This window comes from Pseudomonas sp. 8(2025), from assembly GCF_052665325.1.
Genome location: NZ_JBQOIE010000003.1, coordinates 569,273 through 583,022 on the forward strand (window position 1 = coordinate 569,273; position 13,750 = coordinate 583,022).

At 64.6% G+C, this 13,750-nt stretch carries 17 protein-coding genes and 1 pseudogene; 13 read left to right on the forward strand and 5 right to left on the reverse strand.

Annotation, left to right across the window (positions count from 1 at the left end; genetic code table 11):
* Positions 1 to 39 precede the first annotated feature (39 nt).
* Positions 40 to 558 (forward strand): hypothetical protein, encoded by a 519-nt coding sequence (locus ACUXVH_RS09465; RefSeq protein WP_065364654.1) that lies wholly within the window; start codon positions 40 to 42, stop codon positions 556 to 558.
* 100 nt (positions 559 to 658) lie between these two features.
* Here ACUXVH_RS09465 and ACUXVH_RS09470 read toward each other — a convergent pair whose 3' ends face one another.
* The gene (locus ACUXVH_RS09470; protein WP_065364655.1) at positions 659 to 1,693 is read right to left on the reverse strand and encodes a zinc-binding alcohol dehydrogenase family protein; all 1,035 of its coding nucleotides are present in this window, start codon (positions 1,691 to 1,693) and stop codon (positions 659 to 661) included.
* Positions 1,694 to 1,799: 106 nt separating this feature from the next.
* On the opposite strand from ACUXVH_RS09470, the gene ACUXVH_RS09475 reads away from it, so the two are divergent.
* The 5 genes from ACUXVH_RS09475 to ACUXVH_RS09495 all read left to right on the forward strand — a co-directional run bounded on the left by ACUXVH_RS09475 (position 1,800) and on the right by ACUXVH_RS09495 (position 5,027).
* Positions 1,800 to 2,153: a winged helix-turn-helix transcriptional regulator gene (locus ACUXVH_RS09475; RefSeq protein ID WP_047283843.1), complete on the forward strand. Its 354-nt coding sequence runs from the start codon at positions 1,800 to 1,802 to the stop codon at positions 2,151 to 2,153.
* Between the two features lie 19 nt (positions 2,154 to 2,172).
* Complete coding sequence (locus ACUXVH_RS09480; RefSeq protein ID WP_169893843.1) at positions 2,173 to 2,538, forward strand: hypothetical protein; 366 nt, start codon at positions 2,173 to 2,175, stop codon at positions 2,536 to 2,538.
* A gap of 133 nt (positions 2,539 to 2,671) precedes the next feature.
* Entirely contained in the window at positions 2,672 to 4,138 is a 1,467-nt protein-coding gene (locus tag ACUXVH_RS09485) for an ArnT family glycosyltransferase (RefSeq protein WP_065364656.1), read from the forward strand.
* Positions 4,139 to 4,285: 147 nt separating this feature from the next.
* A complete protein-coding gene (locus ACUXVH_RS09490) occupies positions 4,286 to 4,483 on the forward strand; it encodes a hypothetical protein (protein ID WP_065364657.1) in 198 nt (65 codons plus the stop codon).
* 85 nt (positions 4,484 to 4,568) lie between these two features.
* Entirely contained in the window at positions 4,569 to 5,027 is a 459-nt protein-coding gene (locus ACUXVH_RS09495; protein ID WP_065364658.1) for a hypothetical protein, read from the forward strand.
* A 42-nt stretch (positions 5,028 to 5,069) separates the two neighbouring features.
* On the opposite strand, the gene ACUXVH_RS09500 is transcribed toward ACUXVH_RS09495, so the two are convergent.
* Positions 5,070 to 5,627 carry a pesticin C-terminus-like muramidase gene (locus ACUXVH_RS09500; RefSeq protein WP_065364659.1) on the reverse strand — a complete coding sequence of 186 codons (558 nt, stop codon included), beginning with the start codon at positions 5,625 to 5,627 and terminating at the stop codon, positions 5,070 to 5,072.
* A 168-nt stretch (positions 5,628 to 5,795) separates the two neighbouring features.
* Here ACUXVH_RS09500 and ACUXVH_RS09505 point away from each other — a divergent pair, with 168 nt between their 5' ends.
* The 3 genes from ACUXVH_RS09505 (at position 5,796) to ACUXVH_RS09515 (ending at position 7,583) form a co-directional block, all read left to right on the forward strand.
* Positions 5,796 to 6,179: a transcriptional regulator gene (locus ACUXVH_RS09505; protein WP_065364660.1), complete on the forward strand. Its 384-nt coding sequence runs from the start codon at positions 5,796 to 5,798 to the stop codon at positions 6,177 to 6,179.
* 82 nt (positions 6,180 to 6,261) lie between these two features.
* Entirely contained in the window at positions 6,262 to 6,921 is a 660-nt protein-coding gene (locus tag ACUXVH_RS09510) for a DUF2589 domain-containing protein (RefSeq protein ID WP_011059145.1), read from the forward strand.
* An 80-nt stretch (positions 6,922 to 7,001) separates the two neighbouring features.
* Positions 7,002 to 7,583, forward strand: coding sequence for a DUF2589 domain-containing protein (locus tag ACUXVH_RS09515; RefSeq protein ID WP_011059144.1), 582 nt, complete (start codon positions 7,002 to 7,004; stop codon positions 7,581 to 7,583).
* A 50-nt stretch (positions 7,584 to 7,633) separates the two neighbouring features.
* Here ACUXVH_RS09515 and ACUXVH_RS09520 read toward each other — a convergent pair whose 3' ends face one another.
* Complete coding sequence (locus ACUXVH_RS09520; RefSeq protein WP_065364661.1) at positions 7,634 to 8,311, reverse strand: lipopolysaccharide core heptose(II)-phosphate phosphatase PmrG; 678 nt, start codon at positions 8,309 to 8,311, stop codon at positions 7,634 to 7,636.
* A gap of 67 nt (positions 8,312 to 8,378) precedes the next feature.
* Here ACUXVH_RS09520 and ACUXVH_RS09525 point away from each other — a divergent pair, with 67 nt between their 5' ends.
* The 4 genes and pseudogenes from ACUXVH_RS09525 to gliR all read left to right on the forward strand — a co-directional run bounded on the left by ACUXVH_RS09525 (position 8,379) and on the right by gliR (position 11,792).
* Positions 8,379 to 8,675, forward strand: coding sequence for a hypothetical protein (locus tag ACUXVH_RS09525; RefSeq protein ID WP_138641097.1), 297 nt, complete (start codon positions 8,379 to 8,381; stop codon positions 8,673 to 8,675).
* Positions 8,676 to 8,806: 131 nt separating this feature from the next.
* Positions 8,807 to 9,733 (forward strand): annotated as a pseudogene (locus tag ACUXVH_RS09530) (methyl-accepting chemotaxis protein); the annotation flags it as partial.
* Positions 9,734 to 9,877: 144 nt separating this feature from the next.
* Positions 9,878 to 10,591, forward strand: a complete 714-nt coding sequence (locus tag ACUXVH_RS09535) for a methyl-accepting chemotaxis protein (protein WP_370505855.1) — start codon at positions 9,878 to 9,880, stop codon at positions 10,589 to 10,591.
* Between the two features lie 172 nt (positions 10,592 to 10,763).
* Positions 10,764 to 11,792, forward strand: a complete 1,029-nt coding sequence (gene gliR, locus ACUXVH_RS09540; RefSeq protein ID WP_053156284.1) for an AraC family transcriptional regulator GliR — start codon at positions 10,764 to 10,766, stop codon at positions 11,790 to 11,792.
* A 6-nt stretch (positions 11,793 to 11,798) separates the two neighbouring features.
* Here the strand turns inward: gliR and ACUXVH_RS09545 are convergent, their stop codons facing one another.
* Together ACUXVH_RS09545 and ACUXVH_RS09550 are read right to left on the reverse strand one after the other, a co-directional pair.
* Positions 11,799 to 12,167, reverse strand: coding sequence for a glyoxalase superfamily protein (locus tag ACUXVH_RS09545; RefSeq protein WP_019095177.1), 369 nt, complete (start codon positions 12,165 to 12,167; stop codon positions 11,799 to 11,801).
* 116 nt (positions 12,168 to 12,283) lie between these two features.
* Positions 12,284 to 13,750 carry an N-acyl-D-amino-acid deacylase family protein gene (locus tag ACUXVH_RS09550; protein ID WP_065364662.1) on the reverse strand — a complete coding sequence of 489 codons (1,467 nt, stop codon included), beginning with the start codon at positions 13,748 to 13,750 and terminating at the stop codon, positions 12,284 to 12,286.

Consider the following 13,750-nt stretch of genomic DNA (forward strand, 5'->3'; position numbering starts at 1 on the left):
CCCCGGCCTTGTCACTCACCTCAAGAAGCGATATTTCCCATGCCCGCAAAAACGCCAACCCTTCGTACCGTGCAGCCTGAAGACTGGTTCGCCGCCTACTTCATCGGCGTCACGGCCCTGGCCACGCTCGTGGCCGTGCTGATGATGCTGGGGATGCTGGCCAGTGCCGGCGCGTTGAACACGGACATCATTCTCCAGACCCTGTTCGTGGGCCTGCTGACCCTGGTGTTGAGCGGTGTGCTGATCGGCATTTTCACGGTCCTGCCCTGTGTGCTGTTCTTCTGGCTGGCCCAGCGCTTTGCCTGGCGCAATGTGCTGATCTATCTGTTCTGCGGTGCACTGGCGGCGATGCCGACCATTCCGCTGGTGATGAGCCTGGCCCCGTCGAGCTTCTACACCGACTCGCCGGATGAAGAACCCGAGCCCGAAGGGCTGGCGCGCTACCTGCCGATGGCGCCCCTGTTCGGCTGTTCTGGGGCCTTCCTCGGCGGCATCTTCTGGTGGCGCAGCGGGCGCCACCTGCGCCGATCAGTCCTCCCCGACACTCCACTTCCATAGGAGCCGGCTCGCCGGCGAAGAGGCCCTGCGGCCCTGCGCCAGAGGTGGTGCCGCCTTCGCTGGCAAGCCAGCACCCAATCAGCGCCCACCCAGCCAGCGCCTACAAGGAGGCGATGGCCTGGGCGTCGCGGGCCACTACCACCTTGCCCGGCAGGCCGCCCTGCTCCACGCGCTCATGGGCCCGGCGCAGGCTGTCGGCGTTGAACGGGCTGAAGACTTCATTCAGGGTGCAGCGGATCAATCCCTGGTCCAGCAACTGCGCCAGCCGGTTGAGGATGTGGTGCTGCTCGATCATGTCCGGGGTCTTAAACAGGGCGCGGGTGAACACCATCTCCCAGTGCAGGGACACGCTCTTGGCCTTGAGCGGCACCGCATCGAAAAAGTCGTGATCGTCGATCAGCGCGATATGGCCGTGGGGCACGATGATCCGGGCCAGCTCGGCATAGTGCCGCTGGGTATGGGTCAGGGCGGCAATATGGGTCACGGGTGGCAGGTCCAGGGCCGCCAGTTGCTCCACCAGCGAACGGGAATGGTCCAGCACCTGATGGGCCCCCAGGTCCAGGCACCACCGGCGGCTGTCCGGCCGCGAAGCCGTGGCGATGACGGTCATTGCGGTCAGCCGGCGCGCCAGCTGGATCAGCACCGACCCCACGCCCCCGGCACCGCCGACAATCAGCAGCGTGCCCTGTTCAGCGAGGTCGCCGGGCACCCGGCCCAGGCGCTCGAAGAGCAATTGCCAGGCGGTCAGCGAGGTCAGCGGCATGGCGGCCGCCTGGGCGAAGGACAGGCTGGCCGGCTTGTGCCCCACCAAGCGCTCGTCCACCCGGTGCAGCTCGGCATTGGCGCCATCGCGGGTGAAGGTGCCGGCATAGAACACCGCGTCCCCAGGGGCGAACAGGGTCACCGCGCTACCCACCGCGCGGACCACGCCACTGGCGTCCCAGCCCAGGGTCCGCACCTCGTCGGGCACCGCCACCTGGCCGGCGCGGACCTTGGTATCCAGGGGGTTGACCGACACTGCCTCGACCGCCACCAGCAGGTCGTGGGGTTCCAGTGGCGGCGGGTCCAGTTGCACCTCGCAGAACGCGTGGGGGTCAGACAGGTGCGAGCCTTTGAGGTAGGCGATGGCCTTCATTGCAGAGCTTCCTTGGCGATTGAAAGCGCACACTTAAATCCCTCATGCCCTGCCCGCACAAGTAGGGTACTTTTGCGTACCAGCTACGCAAAAGGGTCGTCAGGCAATGAAAAACAAACACTATCAGGACATTCCAGGCTGCCCGGTGGAGGTCACCCTGGACCTGATCGACGGCCGCTGGAAAGGCGTGGTCCTGCACCAGTTGCTGGCCAACGAGTTCCTGCGTTTCAACGAACTGCAACGGCGCCTGCCGGGGATCTCCCAACGTCTTTTGACCAAGCAGTTGCGGGACCTGGAAGCCGCCGGCCTGGTGTCGCGCACGGTGTACGCCGAGGTGCCGCCGCGGGTGGAATACCGCCTGACCGACGAGGGGCAATCGCTGCAGCCGGTGATCGAGGCGCTGTCGGCCTGGGGCCGCGGGCGCATCAGCCGGCAACAGCAGGAAAGCGCCCTCACCTGATCCCTCACCAGAGCCCCCTATGCCCACCCACCCGGATGCTCCAGCAAGGTTCAAGGTCTACCAGGGCTCGACCCTGCTCGGTTGGTCGGCCCTGGAGTCGGCCGACCCGCCCATGGGTGTGGCCTTCGGCCAATTCATCGCCGCCCCGGCCTATGCCGGCCTCCAGCAGCAGGTTCGTGCACTGGCAGGAGCGAGCCAGAGCGGGCTGCACCTGGTAGTACACCACCTCGACCAACCCGTGCCTGCCCTGGGCGTGAGCATTCAGGACTACTCCGCCGAATGTGGCGCCGATGCCATCGAGATCACCGTGCTGGGCATCGCCTACCCCCTCTACGAACAGCTGTTCCCGCAAGCCGTGGCCGCCTACCAGCAGGCCATGGGCTAACCCGCGCACAGCCGGCGAACATCCGCACGTTTTACCCCTACTTGTTCACAATTCGTTAAGACTTGCCTACGTATACTTTCGGGCTTGCCCGCGGCCTTCCGGCTGCGCCCCTCGACCTGCCGGCGCACAACTCATGTCACGACCCGCTCCGCTACTGTTTCTGCTGGCCTGCCTGCTGTTCTTCTTCGCCCTGGGCAACCACCAGTTGCAAGGTTCCACCGAAGCCCGGGTGGCCGGGATCGCCATGGAAATGCACCTGGACGATGACTGGGTCACGCCGCGCCTGTTCGGCACGCCATTCCTGGAAAAACCGCCGCTGAGCCTGTGGCTCGATGCCGGGGCCATCCGCGCCTTCGGCGGCACGCCCCTGGCGGTGCGCCTGGCCTCGGCCTTCGCCGGGCTGTTCAGCGTGATGCTGCTGTACGCCATGCTGCGCCGCTTTGGCCGACCGGCAGCCCTGGCGGCCATGGCCGGGCTGATGCTGGCCACCATGGCCAGTTACTGGAGCAACGTGCGCGGCGTGGGCGAAGATGCCCTGCTCAGCCTCGGGGTAACCCTGGCCCTGCTGGCGTTTTTCCAGGCCCATCGACGCCAGGCCGCGCAGCAGCCGGCGCTGCTCTCCTGGCTGGCGTTCGCCGGCGGGATCGCCATCGCCACCCTGAGCAAGGGCGTGCTCGGCCTGGCCATGCCCGGGGTGGTGATCTTCGCCTACCTGCTGGCCGACAGCCTGATCGACAAGCGCTTCACCTTCAGCCACTGGCTGCGCCCGGGCCTGCTGACCCTGCTGGGGCTGGTGCCGCTGATGATCTGGCTGTACATGCTCTACCAGCGCGGCGGCCTGCAGGCCCTGGGGGAAGTGCTGTGGACCAACAGCGTCGGGCGCTTCGACGGCTCCTTCGAGGAGGCCGGACACTACGAACCCTTCTACTACTACCTGGCCAAGCTGCCCCAGGCCTTCCTGCCGTGGAACATCCTGGTTTACCTGGGCCTGTGGCATTTCCGTAAAACCCTGGTGCAGAACCGCTACCTGCTGTTTTTCAGCCTCTGGCTGCTGGCGCAGTTCGCCCTGCTGTGCCTGGCTTCGAGCAAGCGCACGGTGTACCTGATGTCCCTGACCCCGGCCGCGGCGGTGCTGGCGGCGGAATATGGCGCAGTGCTCTACCAGCGCCTGGCCAAGCGGGCCCCGGGCACGGGTTTCTGGAGTGCCGTGGGGCGCCAGCGCAAGGGGTGGCTGATAGCGCTCATGGCCCTGGTGATCGGCGGCTACCTGGCCAACGCCCAATGGGCCGCGCCCAGGGCCGACCGCGAACTGTCGTTCGTTCCAGTGACCGACCGGATCATGGCGTTGCAGGGTAGCGGGCACCAGCTGGCGCTGTACCAGGCCAACGAGCGCATCGCCGGCGCCAGCGTGTTCTACACCCAGAGCCTGCTCAAGGACCTGCAGAACGAGGCGCAACTGCTGGCCTTCTTGCGCGAGTCACCGCAGCACATGGCGGTACTGGGTGGCGCCGAGGCGCCCAAGCCGCCGCTGCAGATCCAGCAGACCCTCATGGTGGGCCGCCAGGCCTACTACTTCGTCAACCTGGCGCCGGCCGGCTGAACGCAAAAAAACGGCATCTGAATCAGGTGCCGTTTGCCCATCCCCGCCGCCCATGCCCCTTGAACCCTTTCCCGCTGATACCCGCCCGCCGCCCTTGAAACCATGACTCCTGCCCAACGACGGGCTTTCCCCGAAAAGGAGTCAGGCATGAGCATCACCGTTATCAGTAGCCCCCTGAGCCGGGCCCTTGCCCAGAAGGCCGAGTTGCGCCAGCAACTGGCGGCGCAAAACATCCTTGGGGTGGAAAACATCAACGACAACGCCATCGAGAACACCGTGGCCAAGGAACTGATCGCCAAGAGCAGCAAGGAAGGCCTGCGTTGGGACTACCTCGACGCCCGCTGAGCCTTGCCCCCGGCGACACCCTCGTTGCCGGGATCTTCCCTATGTTCGTGTCGGGCCCTTGCGGCCTGGAAAAGGAGATATTCCCATGTTGATTCTGCGTTCACTGATCCTCGGCCTGAGCCTGCTGGCCAGCGCTGCCCAAGCCCTGGAAACCACCAATCTCCCACCCGCCACCCTCAAGGCCTATGCCGCCACCCTGAGCACCGCCGCCGGCAACAGCCAGTGGCAGCAGCTGTGGAAACGCTCTCGGGACCAGGGCGCATTCAGCCAACAGGGTGAACAACCGCGCTTTACCATCACCCAGGACAAACTGCCGGACATGGCTCGCAGCACCTTGATCAATGCCAGCAGCGTAACCCCGCAGAACACCACCCAGGCGCTGTACCGCTATGAGTTTTCCAACCCCATCGGCCAGGCCAAGGGCATTTCCCTCAAGGCCATGTGCCTGTTGGTGGACTGGCGCTCGCTGCCCAGCGGCACACAACCCGAAGACACCAGCCACATGGGCAACGCCAGCCTGCTGCAAACCTACCCCTGCCCTTGAAACCGGCAAGCCGCCCAGGCCTTGAGCCTGGGCGGCGAGCACTTACGAGGTTAGCTGCGAGCCCAGCAGATCAGCCTCCTTGCGCCGGCGAGTGCCGTAGCTGTCGCCAAAGTTGCGCAGGTTGGCCAGGGCACTCTTCCAGTCGCGGGCCACCACCTGGGCCCAGAAGTTCGGTGTGCGACTGGCCAGGTTGCCGTACTGAAAGGCCACCGAGGCGATAACGGTCTGCATCGGTGCCGGCAGTTGGGCGAAGTCCACTCCGCTGGCCTGGGTGTAGTTCGCTGCCAGAAGATCGACGAAGGGCGCCTTGAATGCCTCGTCCACCAAAAGCGCCTCGTCACTGCTGATGTTCAAGGGCTGGCCGTCGAGAAACGCTTTGGCCTTGAGCCCCTTCAGCCCCAGGTAGGGGGTCAGTCGCCGGATCAGGTCCACCGGCAGATTGAGCGCCTGCAGGTCCTCTACGTTCCGTTGCCCCAGATCGAAGCCTGTGCCCACCGTGACGCCACTCTTGCTCTTGTCCGGATCGGGCACATAACCGCGGGTAATGGCAGCTCCCTCCAGAGCGGCGATAAAACTGAAATCAATCGCGTAGCGTGACATGGATTTTTCCTCATCCAGTTTAGGAAAATCCAGTGCACCACCAGCGACCGATACAACATCAGAATGTAATAGTTCCCCTTAATAGGGGGGAAATTTCCCACTGAACAGAGGACGAGACACCTCCTTAGGATCAAACCAGCCTTATCCATAATTCCAAGGAGGTACCAAATGGACGTGAAAGACCTCGTACTCATCGATGTTCGCCAGCTCCCTCACTCGCTCCAGGCCCTCATCGACTGCATCGGACTGGAAAATGCCTACCACCTGACCCGTGAATACGGCGGCCGCCCCAAGTACATCCCCAAGCACGCCGAACGTACCTCCCTGGCTTTGATCCTGCCGCCCGACGCCCTCAACGCGCTGATCGAGCGTTTCGCCGGCCTGGCCCTGGAGATCCCCAAGGCCGACCACTTCTGCCGGCAGATCCGCAACCAGCACATTCAACTGGAAAGCCTGGGCGGTATTTCCCGCAGTGTGCTGGCGGACAAGTACGGCCTGAGCCTGCGGCAGATCGGCAACATCCGCCGCCTGGATGCCAACACTCACCGGTAATCGATTCCTGCTGAATCGGCCTTCACGGCTTTCTTAACCTGCAAGGGCGCATTTCGCGCAACAAAGAACAAGGAGCTAGACCATGGCAGATATCGATAAGGGCCTGATTGGCGGCGTGATCGCCGCCCTGCCCCTGGACAAGATGATCACCGGTCCGTTGATGGCGATGATTCAGGCGCAGGTCGCCGCGAGCAAAGCCTATGCGGACTTCCTGATGGGCGTGTGCATTCAGAACGGCCAGGCGGTTTCGGTGCAGTTCGACTATGACGAAACCCTGGTGGATGAGCAGGGGGTGTACAAGGGCACCGTGAAGAAGTCGATGCGCATCCCGTTGCTGGCGGCCATCAGTCACCCCAACATCACCATCGAGGAAGGCTCCATCGAGTTCGAGCTGACCATCAGCCAGATGGCCGAGGACACCAGCAGCACCGAAGCCTCCGGCAGTTTCGAGGCGAAGATGGGCTGGGGCCCGTTCAGCGTTTCGGTCAAGGGCGCGGCGAGCCACAAATCGACCCAGACCCGCAAGACCGACACCCGTGCCCGCTACGCCATCAGCACCAAGATCGTCCGCCAGGACCCACCGGAAGCCCTGATGCGGGTCATCGACTTCCTCACCGACGCAGCCACCAAGCCTGTGCGGCTGCCTAGCACTCAACCAACCGACACCGACAAGCTGCCCACCGCCAACGCGCTGAAAATGCCCGATGCCGCGGACGAGAAGAAAACCGGCACCGGCGGTTGATCCACATCGCGCCTTCGCCCCAGTAACCCGCCCCGCCTTCATGGCGGGGCACTTCAGCCACCGAACAAGGAGCGTGATCCATGGCGTTTTTTTCTCGCAGCAAGGAGCCCATGTCCGCCAGCGACCTGAGCCATATCACCCGCGGCATGCATCAGGCTGCAGCCGCCACCCACAACCTGATCGCCCAGCAGTACATCAAGTTGTTCGACCAGTTCTTCGACTACAACGTCGACGACCTGGGCACGCCGATGAAGGCCAAGATGGTCGAGGTGGCGCTCAACGAAGACCACATCATCAATGTGCCGCTGATTGCCCTGGTCTCGCCCAAGGGCCTGGCCCTGCACAAGATGACTGTCGACCTGTCGGTGCGCATGCAGGCCACCGAGCTGCAGAAGGCCAGCCACGATCTGGAGAACGGCGAGCTGCAGAGCGAGAAGTTTTTCGTCACCTTCGGCAGCGGCAAACGTGACGGCCAGGAACGCGACCCGGACGAGGTACAGATCAGCATGGAGTTTCGCGACTGCCAGCCGCCGGAAGCGATCCAGCGCCTGATCGAGGAGTTCACCAACCTGATCAGCCCGCAGCGCATCAACGACGGCCCGCCAGCCACCCCGCCAGCGGCTGGCACGCCACCGGCCGAGCCGGACCTGCTGGCACCTTGAGCCGCTTCCTATGCCCCTGAAGGCCAGCCACACGGAGCGGCCGCCTGCGGTCAGGGCTTGAGGTTCACCGAGCGCCAGTCACTGGCCTCGATCAGGCCGAGCATCTTCGGCGCGCCATTGAGGGTATCGGTGGAGACGAACAGGGAAGCGCCGTACCCCAGGGTCGGGGTCGCCCGTTTCAGGTCCTGCTCCATCTGCGCCATGCATTCGCTGTGGGTCACCAGCACCAGGTTGCGCCCGGCGACCTTGTGCGCCATGACATCGCGCAACATGGTGTTCTTGCAGTTGAACAGCCAGCCATCGCCACTGCTGACCTTGCTGAACATGTAGCTCGCGGTCTGCGCGGTGCGCGTCAACGGGCTGTTGTAGATATCGGTACGCTCCAGGCCCAGGTGCTCGAACTGCGCGCCGAGCCCCACCGCCACCTCGCGGGCCCGGTCGGTAATGCCATCGGCCGGGCCCAGGCACGCGGCATTGGAGCGGTCGCAGCGCTCCATGTGGCGCACCAGCACAATCATTTCGCCCTTGTCCCAGGCGGCCGTCAGGGCCTGGAGCCCGACCCCGTTGCCGTGGCTCAGGTCGGGCACCGAGGCCGGCCGGAGCAGGAACAGCCCCAGGGGAATCACCAGGCAGGCGCCCAGCAGCAGCGCCAGCAGGTTCTTGTAACGGACCAGGACGCGCCCCAGGAAGGGCCGCTTGCTCGCCGGCAACACCAGTCTTGTAGTCAATTCCCAGCCGCCCTTACGAGAATGTTCCGATGTGTTGAGCAGCGCACAGCAAGGCTACGAAAGCCTGATGACAATTGAACGCTGGCCGATGCCTGTGGCATCGACCGCCCAGACTCTAGGGCGCCGGGCGTGGGACCCGAGTGAAATCAATGTGAAAAAAAGCTCAACGGACCGGCGGCACATCCCGCAAAATAGCCGTCCATCGCCTAAAACATTGTCTTGGGACAATGCCGACGAAATCGTTTCAGCTATGGCACATCCCGCCGATACACCCCCTACAAAACACCTTGCTGGTCACCAACAACAACAATCTTCCAGCCAACTCAAGATCAAGAAGAGCTACGTTCCTGGAGGAATTCAATGAGTAGTTGGTTTGCCAACATCAGCGTCAACCTTAAGCTGGGCCTGGGTTTCGGCCTGGTCCTGGCCCTGACCACCGTCCTTGCACTGACCGGCTGGACCAGCCTGGGCAGCCTGATCGACCGCAGCAACTGGATGAGCGACATCACTCAACTCAACAGCGGCCTGACCAAGCTGCGGGTCACCCGCCTGCAGTACATGCTGGCCAACGGCGACGAAACCGCCGCCCAAGGCGTGCAGAACACCCTGGACGATTTCAGCGCCCAGCAGAAAAAACTCCTGGCCTCGTTCCAGAGCCCGGAAAACATCAAGCTCCTGCAAGGCCTGGGCGCGACCATCAGTGCCTATCAGGATTCGCTGAACAAGATGCGCAATGCCTACCGCAGCGGCGACGCCGCACGCCTGGCGATGAACCAGAACGCCGAACGCGCCAATGACCTGATCAACGGGATCAACTCCTGGGTCAAGCAGTTGCCCCTGAGCGACGAGCGCTTTACGCAGTTCCAGGCCATCACCCAGGCCAAGGAAGCCTTCCAGCTGGCGCGCTATGAAGTGCGCGGCTACGTCACCACCAACAACCCGGACACCGAACAGAAAGCCGTCACCCAGCTCAACGCTGCGATTGCCGAAATGGATCAGCTCAAGTCCCATTTCAGCAGCACCCAGCGCGATGCCCTGCAACAGCTGGAAACCGCCCTGAGCGGCTACCGCAGCTCGCTGCAGGCCTTCAAGGTCGCCTTCACCAACGCCGTAGAGGCGCGCAAGGAAATGACCGACCAGGGCGCCGACATCGTCAGCCGCAGTGACGCCCTGTACCAGATCCAGCTGGACCGCCGCGACATCGAGAGCGCCCAGGCCCGCAGCCTGCAGCTGATCAGCACCCTGCTGGCGCTGCTGGTCGGTGTACTGGCCGCCGTGATCATCACCCGGCAGATCACCCGCCCACTGCAGGAAACCCTGGCCGTGGTCGAGCGCATTGCCTCCGGCGACCTGACCGAGAACCTGCGGGTCACCCGCCGCGACGAACTGGGCGTGCTGCAACAAGGCATCGTGCGCATGGGCGTGACCCTGCGCGAGCTGATCAGCGGCATCCGCGACGGCGTGACCCAGATCGCCAGTGCCGCCGAAGAACTGTCCGCGGTGACCGAAGAAACCAGCGCCGGGGTCAACAGCCAGAAAGTCGAGACCGACCAGGTGGCCACCGCCATGCACGAGATGACCGCCACCGTGCAGGAAGTCGCGCGCAATGCCGAAGAAGCCTCCCAGGCCGCGGCCGCCGCCGACGGCGAAGCCCGCCAGGGTGACAAGGTGGTGGCCCAGGCCATCGAGCAGATCGAGCGCCTGGCCAGCGAAGTGGTGCGCTCCACCGACGCCATGACCGTGCTGCAACAGGAAAGCGACAAGATCGGCAGCGTCATGGACGTGATCAAGGCGGTGGCCGAACAGACCAACCTGCTGGCACTCAACGCCGCCATCGAAGCCGCCCGTGCCGGTGAAGCCGGCCGTGGTTTTGCCGTGGTCGCCGACGAAGTGCGGGCCCTGGCCCAGCGCACCCAGAAGTCCACCGAAGAGATCGAGGAACTGGTGGCCGGCCTGCAGAACGGCACCCAGCAAGTGGCTACCGTGATGAACAACAGCCGCAGCCTGACCGACAGCAGTGTCGAACTGACCCGCAAGGCCGGCGCCTCGCTGGAAAGCATCACCCGCACCGTGTCCAACATCCAGTCGATGAACCAGCAGATCGCCGCCGCTGCCGAGCAACAGAGCGCCGTGGCCGAAGAGATCAGCCGCAGCATCATCAACGTGCGCGACGTGTCCGAACAGACCGCCGCCGCCAGCGATGAAACCGCAGCCGCAAGCGTTGAACTGGCGCGCCTGGGCGGCCAGTTGCAGATGATGGTCAGCCACTTCCGCGTCTGATTCGCGCAGGCCCCTTCGCCGGCAAGCCGGCTCCTACACCCTCCGTAGGAGCTGGCTTTCCGGCGAAAGGCGCCAATCCCCGGACCCGAGCATTTACACCCATCAGGGTTTGCCCTTACCTTTCCCGGTCTTCGTCCTGCTGTCCTAGGGATTAGTCACCAGGAACCCGTTCATGCCCAGCCTCGGTTTTACTTCGGTCCCGCCCCTGCTGAAATACCTGCTCTATGCGGAGCAATTGGGTATTGCCACCGAGCCGGCGCTGGCGGCGGCCGGGCTTAGCGCCGCGCAGTTGAACGACACCAGCCTGCGCCTGCCGATGGAGGTGCATGAGCGGCTGCTGGACTACTTCTGCCAGCACTCGGGCGATCCGCTGTTCGGGCTCAATTCGGCGCGCTTCGTCAAACCCAGCTCGTGGAATGTGCTGGGCTACATCACCATGAACTGCGCGACCCTCGGCGAAGCCATGGGCCGCATCATGCCGTTCGAAAAACTGGTGGGGGACATGGGCACCAGCCGCGCCGAAGTCGCTGGCAACCAGGTGCGGCTGATCTGGAGTTGCCGCCATCAGCGCCCGGACATCCGCCGCCACCTGGTGGAAAACGTCCTGGCGTCCTGGCTGTTGTATGCGCGCTGGATCGCCGATTCGCAGTTGTCGCCCAGCGCGGTGTGGTTCGAACACGCCCTGCCGGAACCCGTCGAGGCGGCGCAGTACGAGGCGTTGTTCGGCTGCCCGGTGCTGTTCCAGCAACCCTGCTCGGCGCTGGTGGCGCCGCTGGAGTACCTGCAGATGCCCCTGCGCCAGGCCGACGCGCGCCTGCTCAAGACCCTGGAAGAACATGCCCAGGCGATGATGGCTTCCCTGGGCGATGCGCCCCTGGCCTTGCAGGTGCACAACGTGCTGCGCCAGTTGCTCAAGGACGGCCTGCCGCGCAAGGAGCAGGTGGCGCAGCACCTGCACCTGTCGGTACGCACCCTGCAGCGCCAACTGCAACAGGCTGGCACTTCATACCAGCAGATTCTCGACGACCTGCGCCAGGAGCTGGCCGAGCACTATCTGCGCCACAGCGAGCTGTCGATCCAGGGCATCTCCGATTGCCTGGGTTTCACCGAACCGCGCTCGTTCCACCGCAGTTTCAAGACCCGCACCGGGCTGACCCCGGGGCAGTTCCGCCTGAGCGCGCAGAGCTCCGGCAAGGCCTGAAACCCGTTACACGCTGATGGCGTTGGTGAACACCAGGCGATTGCCGAACGGGTCGCTGATGGTCATGTCCTGGCTGCCCCAGGGCATGGCCTGGATCTGCGGATGGGAGAAGCGGTAGTGCTTGGCCAGCAACTGCTGCTGGAAGGTTTCCAGTTCATCGGTCTCGATCCGCAGGGCCGCACCCGGCGAGCAGTCGCCATGGTGCTCGGTAAGGTGCAGCACGCACTCGCCCCGCGAGACCTGCATGTACAGCGGAAAATCGGCTTCGAAGCGGTGTTCCCAATCCAGGGAGAAACCCAGGAAATCGAGGTAAAACTCCCGGGCCTTGGCTTCATCGAAGATCCGCAGGATGGGGGTGGTTTTGCCAAAGCTCATTGCGCGACTCCCTGACTGAAATGAGCCGACTATACAGACGGCGATTATCAGCAGTTCGGCGCCGCTCGGGGATTCTTTAATAGCACAGCGCCATCATTGTGATGGAGGTCAACAAATCAGCCAGCGGATGCAAATCCCGGGCGCAGGTCACCTTCCCGGGGCAGGAAGCGCCCCTGGCGTTCACCGTTGGCCCGGCCCTGGGCAAAACTGCACACGCCATTGACCCAGACCCCATCGATGCCTTGCGCGGCGCGCTGCGGCTCCTTGAAATCCGCCACGTCGCGCACCCGCGCCGGGTCGAACAGCACCAGGTCGGCCCAGTGCCCTTCGCGGATCTCGCCACGCTGGTGCAGGCCGAAGCGCGCCGCGGACAGCCCGGTCATCTTGTGCACCGCAGTGTGCAGCGGGAACAGGCCCAGGTCGCGGCTGAAGTGCCCCAGTACCCGGGGGAAGGCGCCCCACAACCTTGGATGGGGGAAAGGATCTTCCGGCAGGCCATCGGAGCCGATCATCGACAGCGGATGGGCGAGGATGCGCCGCACATCGTTTTCATCCATGCCGTAGTACACCGCCCCCGCCGGTTGCAGGCGCTCGGCGGCGGCCAGCAGGCTGACGCCCCAGTCGGCGGCGATCTCGCTCAAGTCGCGACCGCCCTGCTCGGGGTGCGGTGTGGACCAGGTGATGGTGATGCGGTAGGCATCGGTGACCTGTTTGAGGTCCAGGGTCGAGGAACTGGCGGCGTAGGGATAGCAGTCGCAGCCCACCGGGTGTTCCCGGGCGGCGTTTTCCAGGGCCGCCAGCAGTTGCGGGCTGCGCCCCCAGTTGCCGGCGCCGGCGCACTTGAGGTGCGAGACGATCACCGGTGCCCGGGCCGCGCGACCAATCAGAAAAGCTTCGGCCATGGCCTCCAGCACCGGCTCGAACTCGCTGCGCAAATGGGTGGTGTACACCGCGCCGAACGCCGTCAATTCCTGGGCCAGTTGCAGCACTTCATCGGTCTCGGCGCAAAACGCGCTGGCGTAGGCCAGCCCGCTGGACAGGCCCAGGGCGCCGTCCTCCAGGCTTTCGCGCAGTTGCCCGCGCATGGCGCTGATTTCATCGGCCGTGGCCGTGCGAAACAGGTCCGGCAGATGGTTGCTGCGCAGCGCGGTGTGCCCCACCAGCGCCGCCACGTTGATCGCCGGGCGCGCGGCATCCACCGCCGCGCGGTAGTCACGAAAACGCGGGTAGACGAACATCGAGCGCTCGCCCAGCAGGTTCATCGGGTCCGGCGGCTCGCCCTTGAGGGTCACCGGCGCGGCGCTGATCCCGCAGTTGCCGACGATCACCGTGGTCACCCCCTGGCTGAGCTTGGGCAACATCTGCGGCTGGCGAATCACCACCGTGTCGTCATGGGTATGCACATCGATGAAACCCGGGGCCAGCACCCGCCCGGCGGCGTCGATCTCTTGCTCGGCGCTGGCCGCGGACAGATCGCCGATGCGCGCGATGCGCCCGTCGAGGATGGCCAGGTCGGCGGGGTAACCGGGACGGTCGCTGCCGTCGATGATCAGGGCGTTGCGGATCAGCGTGTGGTAGCGCAT

Excerpts from the sequence above, each read along its gene's own strand:
- ACUXVH_RS09480 (WP_169893843.1), top strand. The coding sequence starts at position 2,173 with ATGCCCACCCACCCGGATGCTCCAGCAAGGTTCAAGGTCTACCAGGGC.
- ACUXVH_RS09485 (WP_065364656.1), top strand. The coding sequence starts at position 2,672 with ATGTCACGACCCGCTCCGCTACTGTTTCTGCTGGCCTGCCTGCTGTTC.
- ACUXVH_RS09525 (WP_138641097.1), top strand. The coding sequence starts at position 8,379 with ATGACAATTGAACGCTGGCCGATGCCTGTGGCATCGACCGCCCAGACT.
- ACUXVH_RS09505 (WP_065364660.1), top strand. The coding sequence starts at position 5,796 with ATGGACGTGAAAGACCTCGTACTCATCGATGTTCGCCAGCTCCCTCAC.
- ACUXVH_RS09545 (WP_019095177.1), bottom strand. The coding sequence starts at position 12,167 with ATGAGCTTTGGCAAAACCACCCCCATCCTGCGGATCTTCGATGAAGCC.
- ACUXVH_RS09470 (WP_065364655.1), bottom strand. The coding sequence starts at position 1,693 with ATGAAGGCCATCGCCTACCTCAAAGGCTCGCACCTGTCTGACCCCCAC.
- ACUXVH_RS09495 (WP_065364658.1), top strand. The coding sequence starts at position 4,569 with ATGTTGATTCTGCGTTCACTGATCCTCGGCCTGAGCCTGCTGGCCAGC.
- ACUXVH_RS09490 (WP_065364657.1), top strand. The coding sequence starts at position 4,286 with ATGAGCATCACCGTTATCAGTAGCCCCCTGAGCCGGGCCCTTGCCCAG.
- ACUXVH_RS09515 (WP_011059144.1), top strand. The coding sequence starts at position 7,002 with ATGGCGTTTTTTTCTCGCAGCAAGGAGCCCATGTCCGCCAGCGACCTG.
- ACUXVH_RS09510 (WP_011059145.1), top strand. The coding sequence starts at position 6,262 with ATGGCAGATATCGATAAGGGCCTGATTGGCGGCGTGATCGCCGCCCTG.
- ACUXVH_RS09475 (WP_047283843.1), top strand. The coding sequence starts at position 1,800 with ATGAAAAACAAACACTATCAGGACATTCCAGGCTGCCCGGTGGAGGTC.
- ACUXVH_RS09535 (WP_370505855.1), top strand. The coding sequence starts at position 9,878 with ATGCACGAGATGACCGCCACCGTGCAGGAAGTCGCGCGCAATGCCGAA.
- ACUXVH_RS09500 (WP_065364659.1), bottom strand. The coding sequence starts at position 5,627 with ATGTCACGCTACGCGATTGATTTCAGTTTTATCGCCGCTCTGGAGGGA.
- ACUXVH_RS09550 (WP_065364662.1), bottom strand. The coding sequence starts at position 13,750 with ATGCGCTACCACACGCTGATCCGCAACGCCCTGATCATCGACGGCAGC.
- gliR (WP_053156284.1), top strand. The coding sequence starts at position 10,764 with ATGCCCAGCCTCGGTTTTACTTCGGTCCCGCCCCTGCTGAAATACCTG.
- ACUXVH_RS09465 (WP_065364654.1), top strand. The coding sequence starts at position 40 with ATGCCCGCAAAAACGCCAACCCTTCGTACCGTGCAGCCTGAAGACTGG.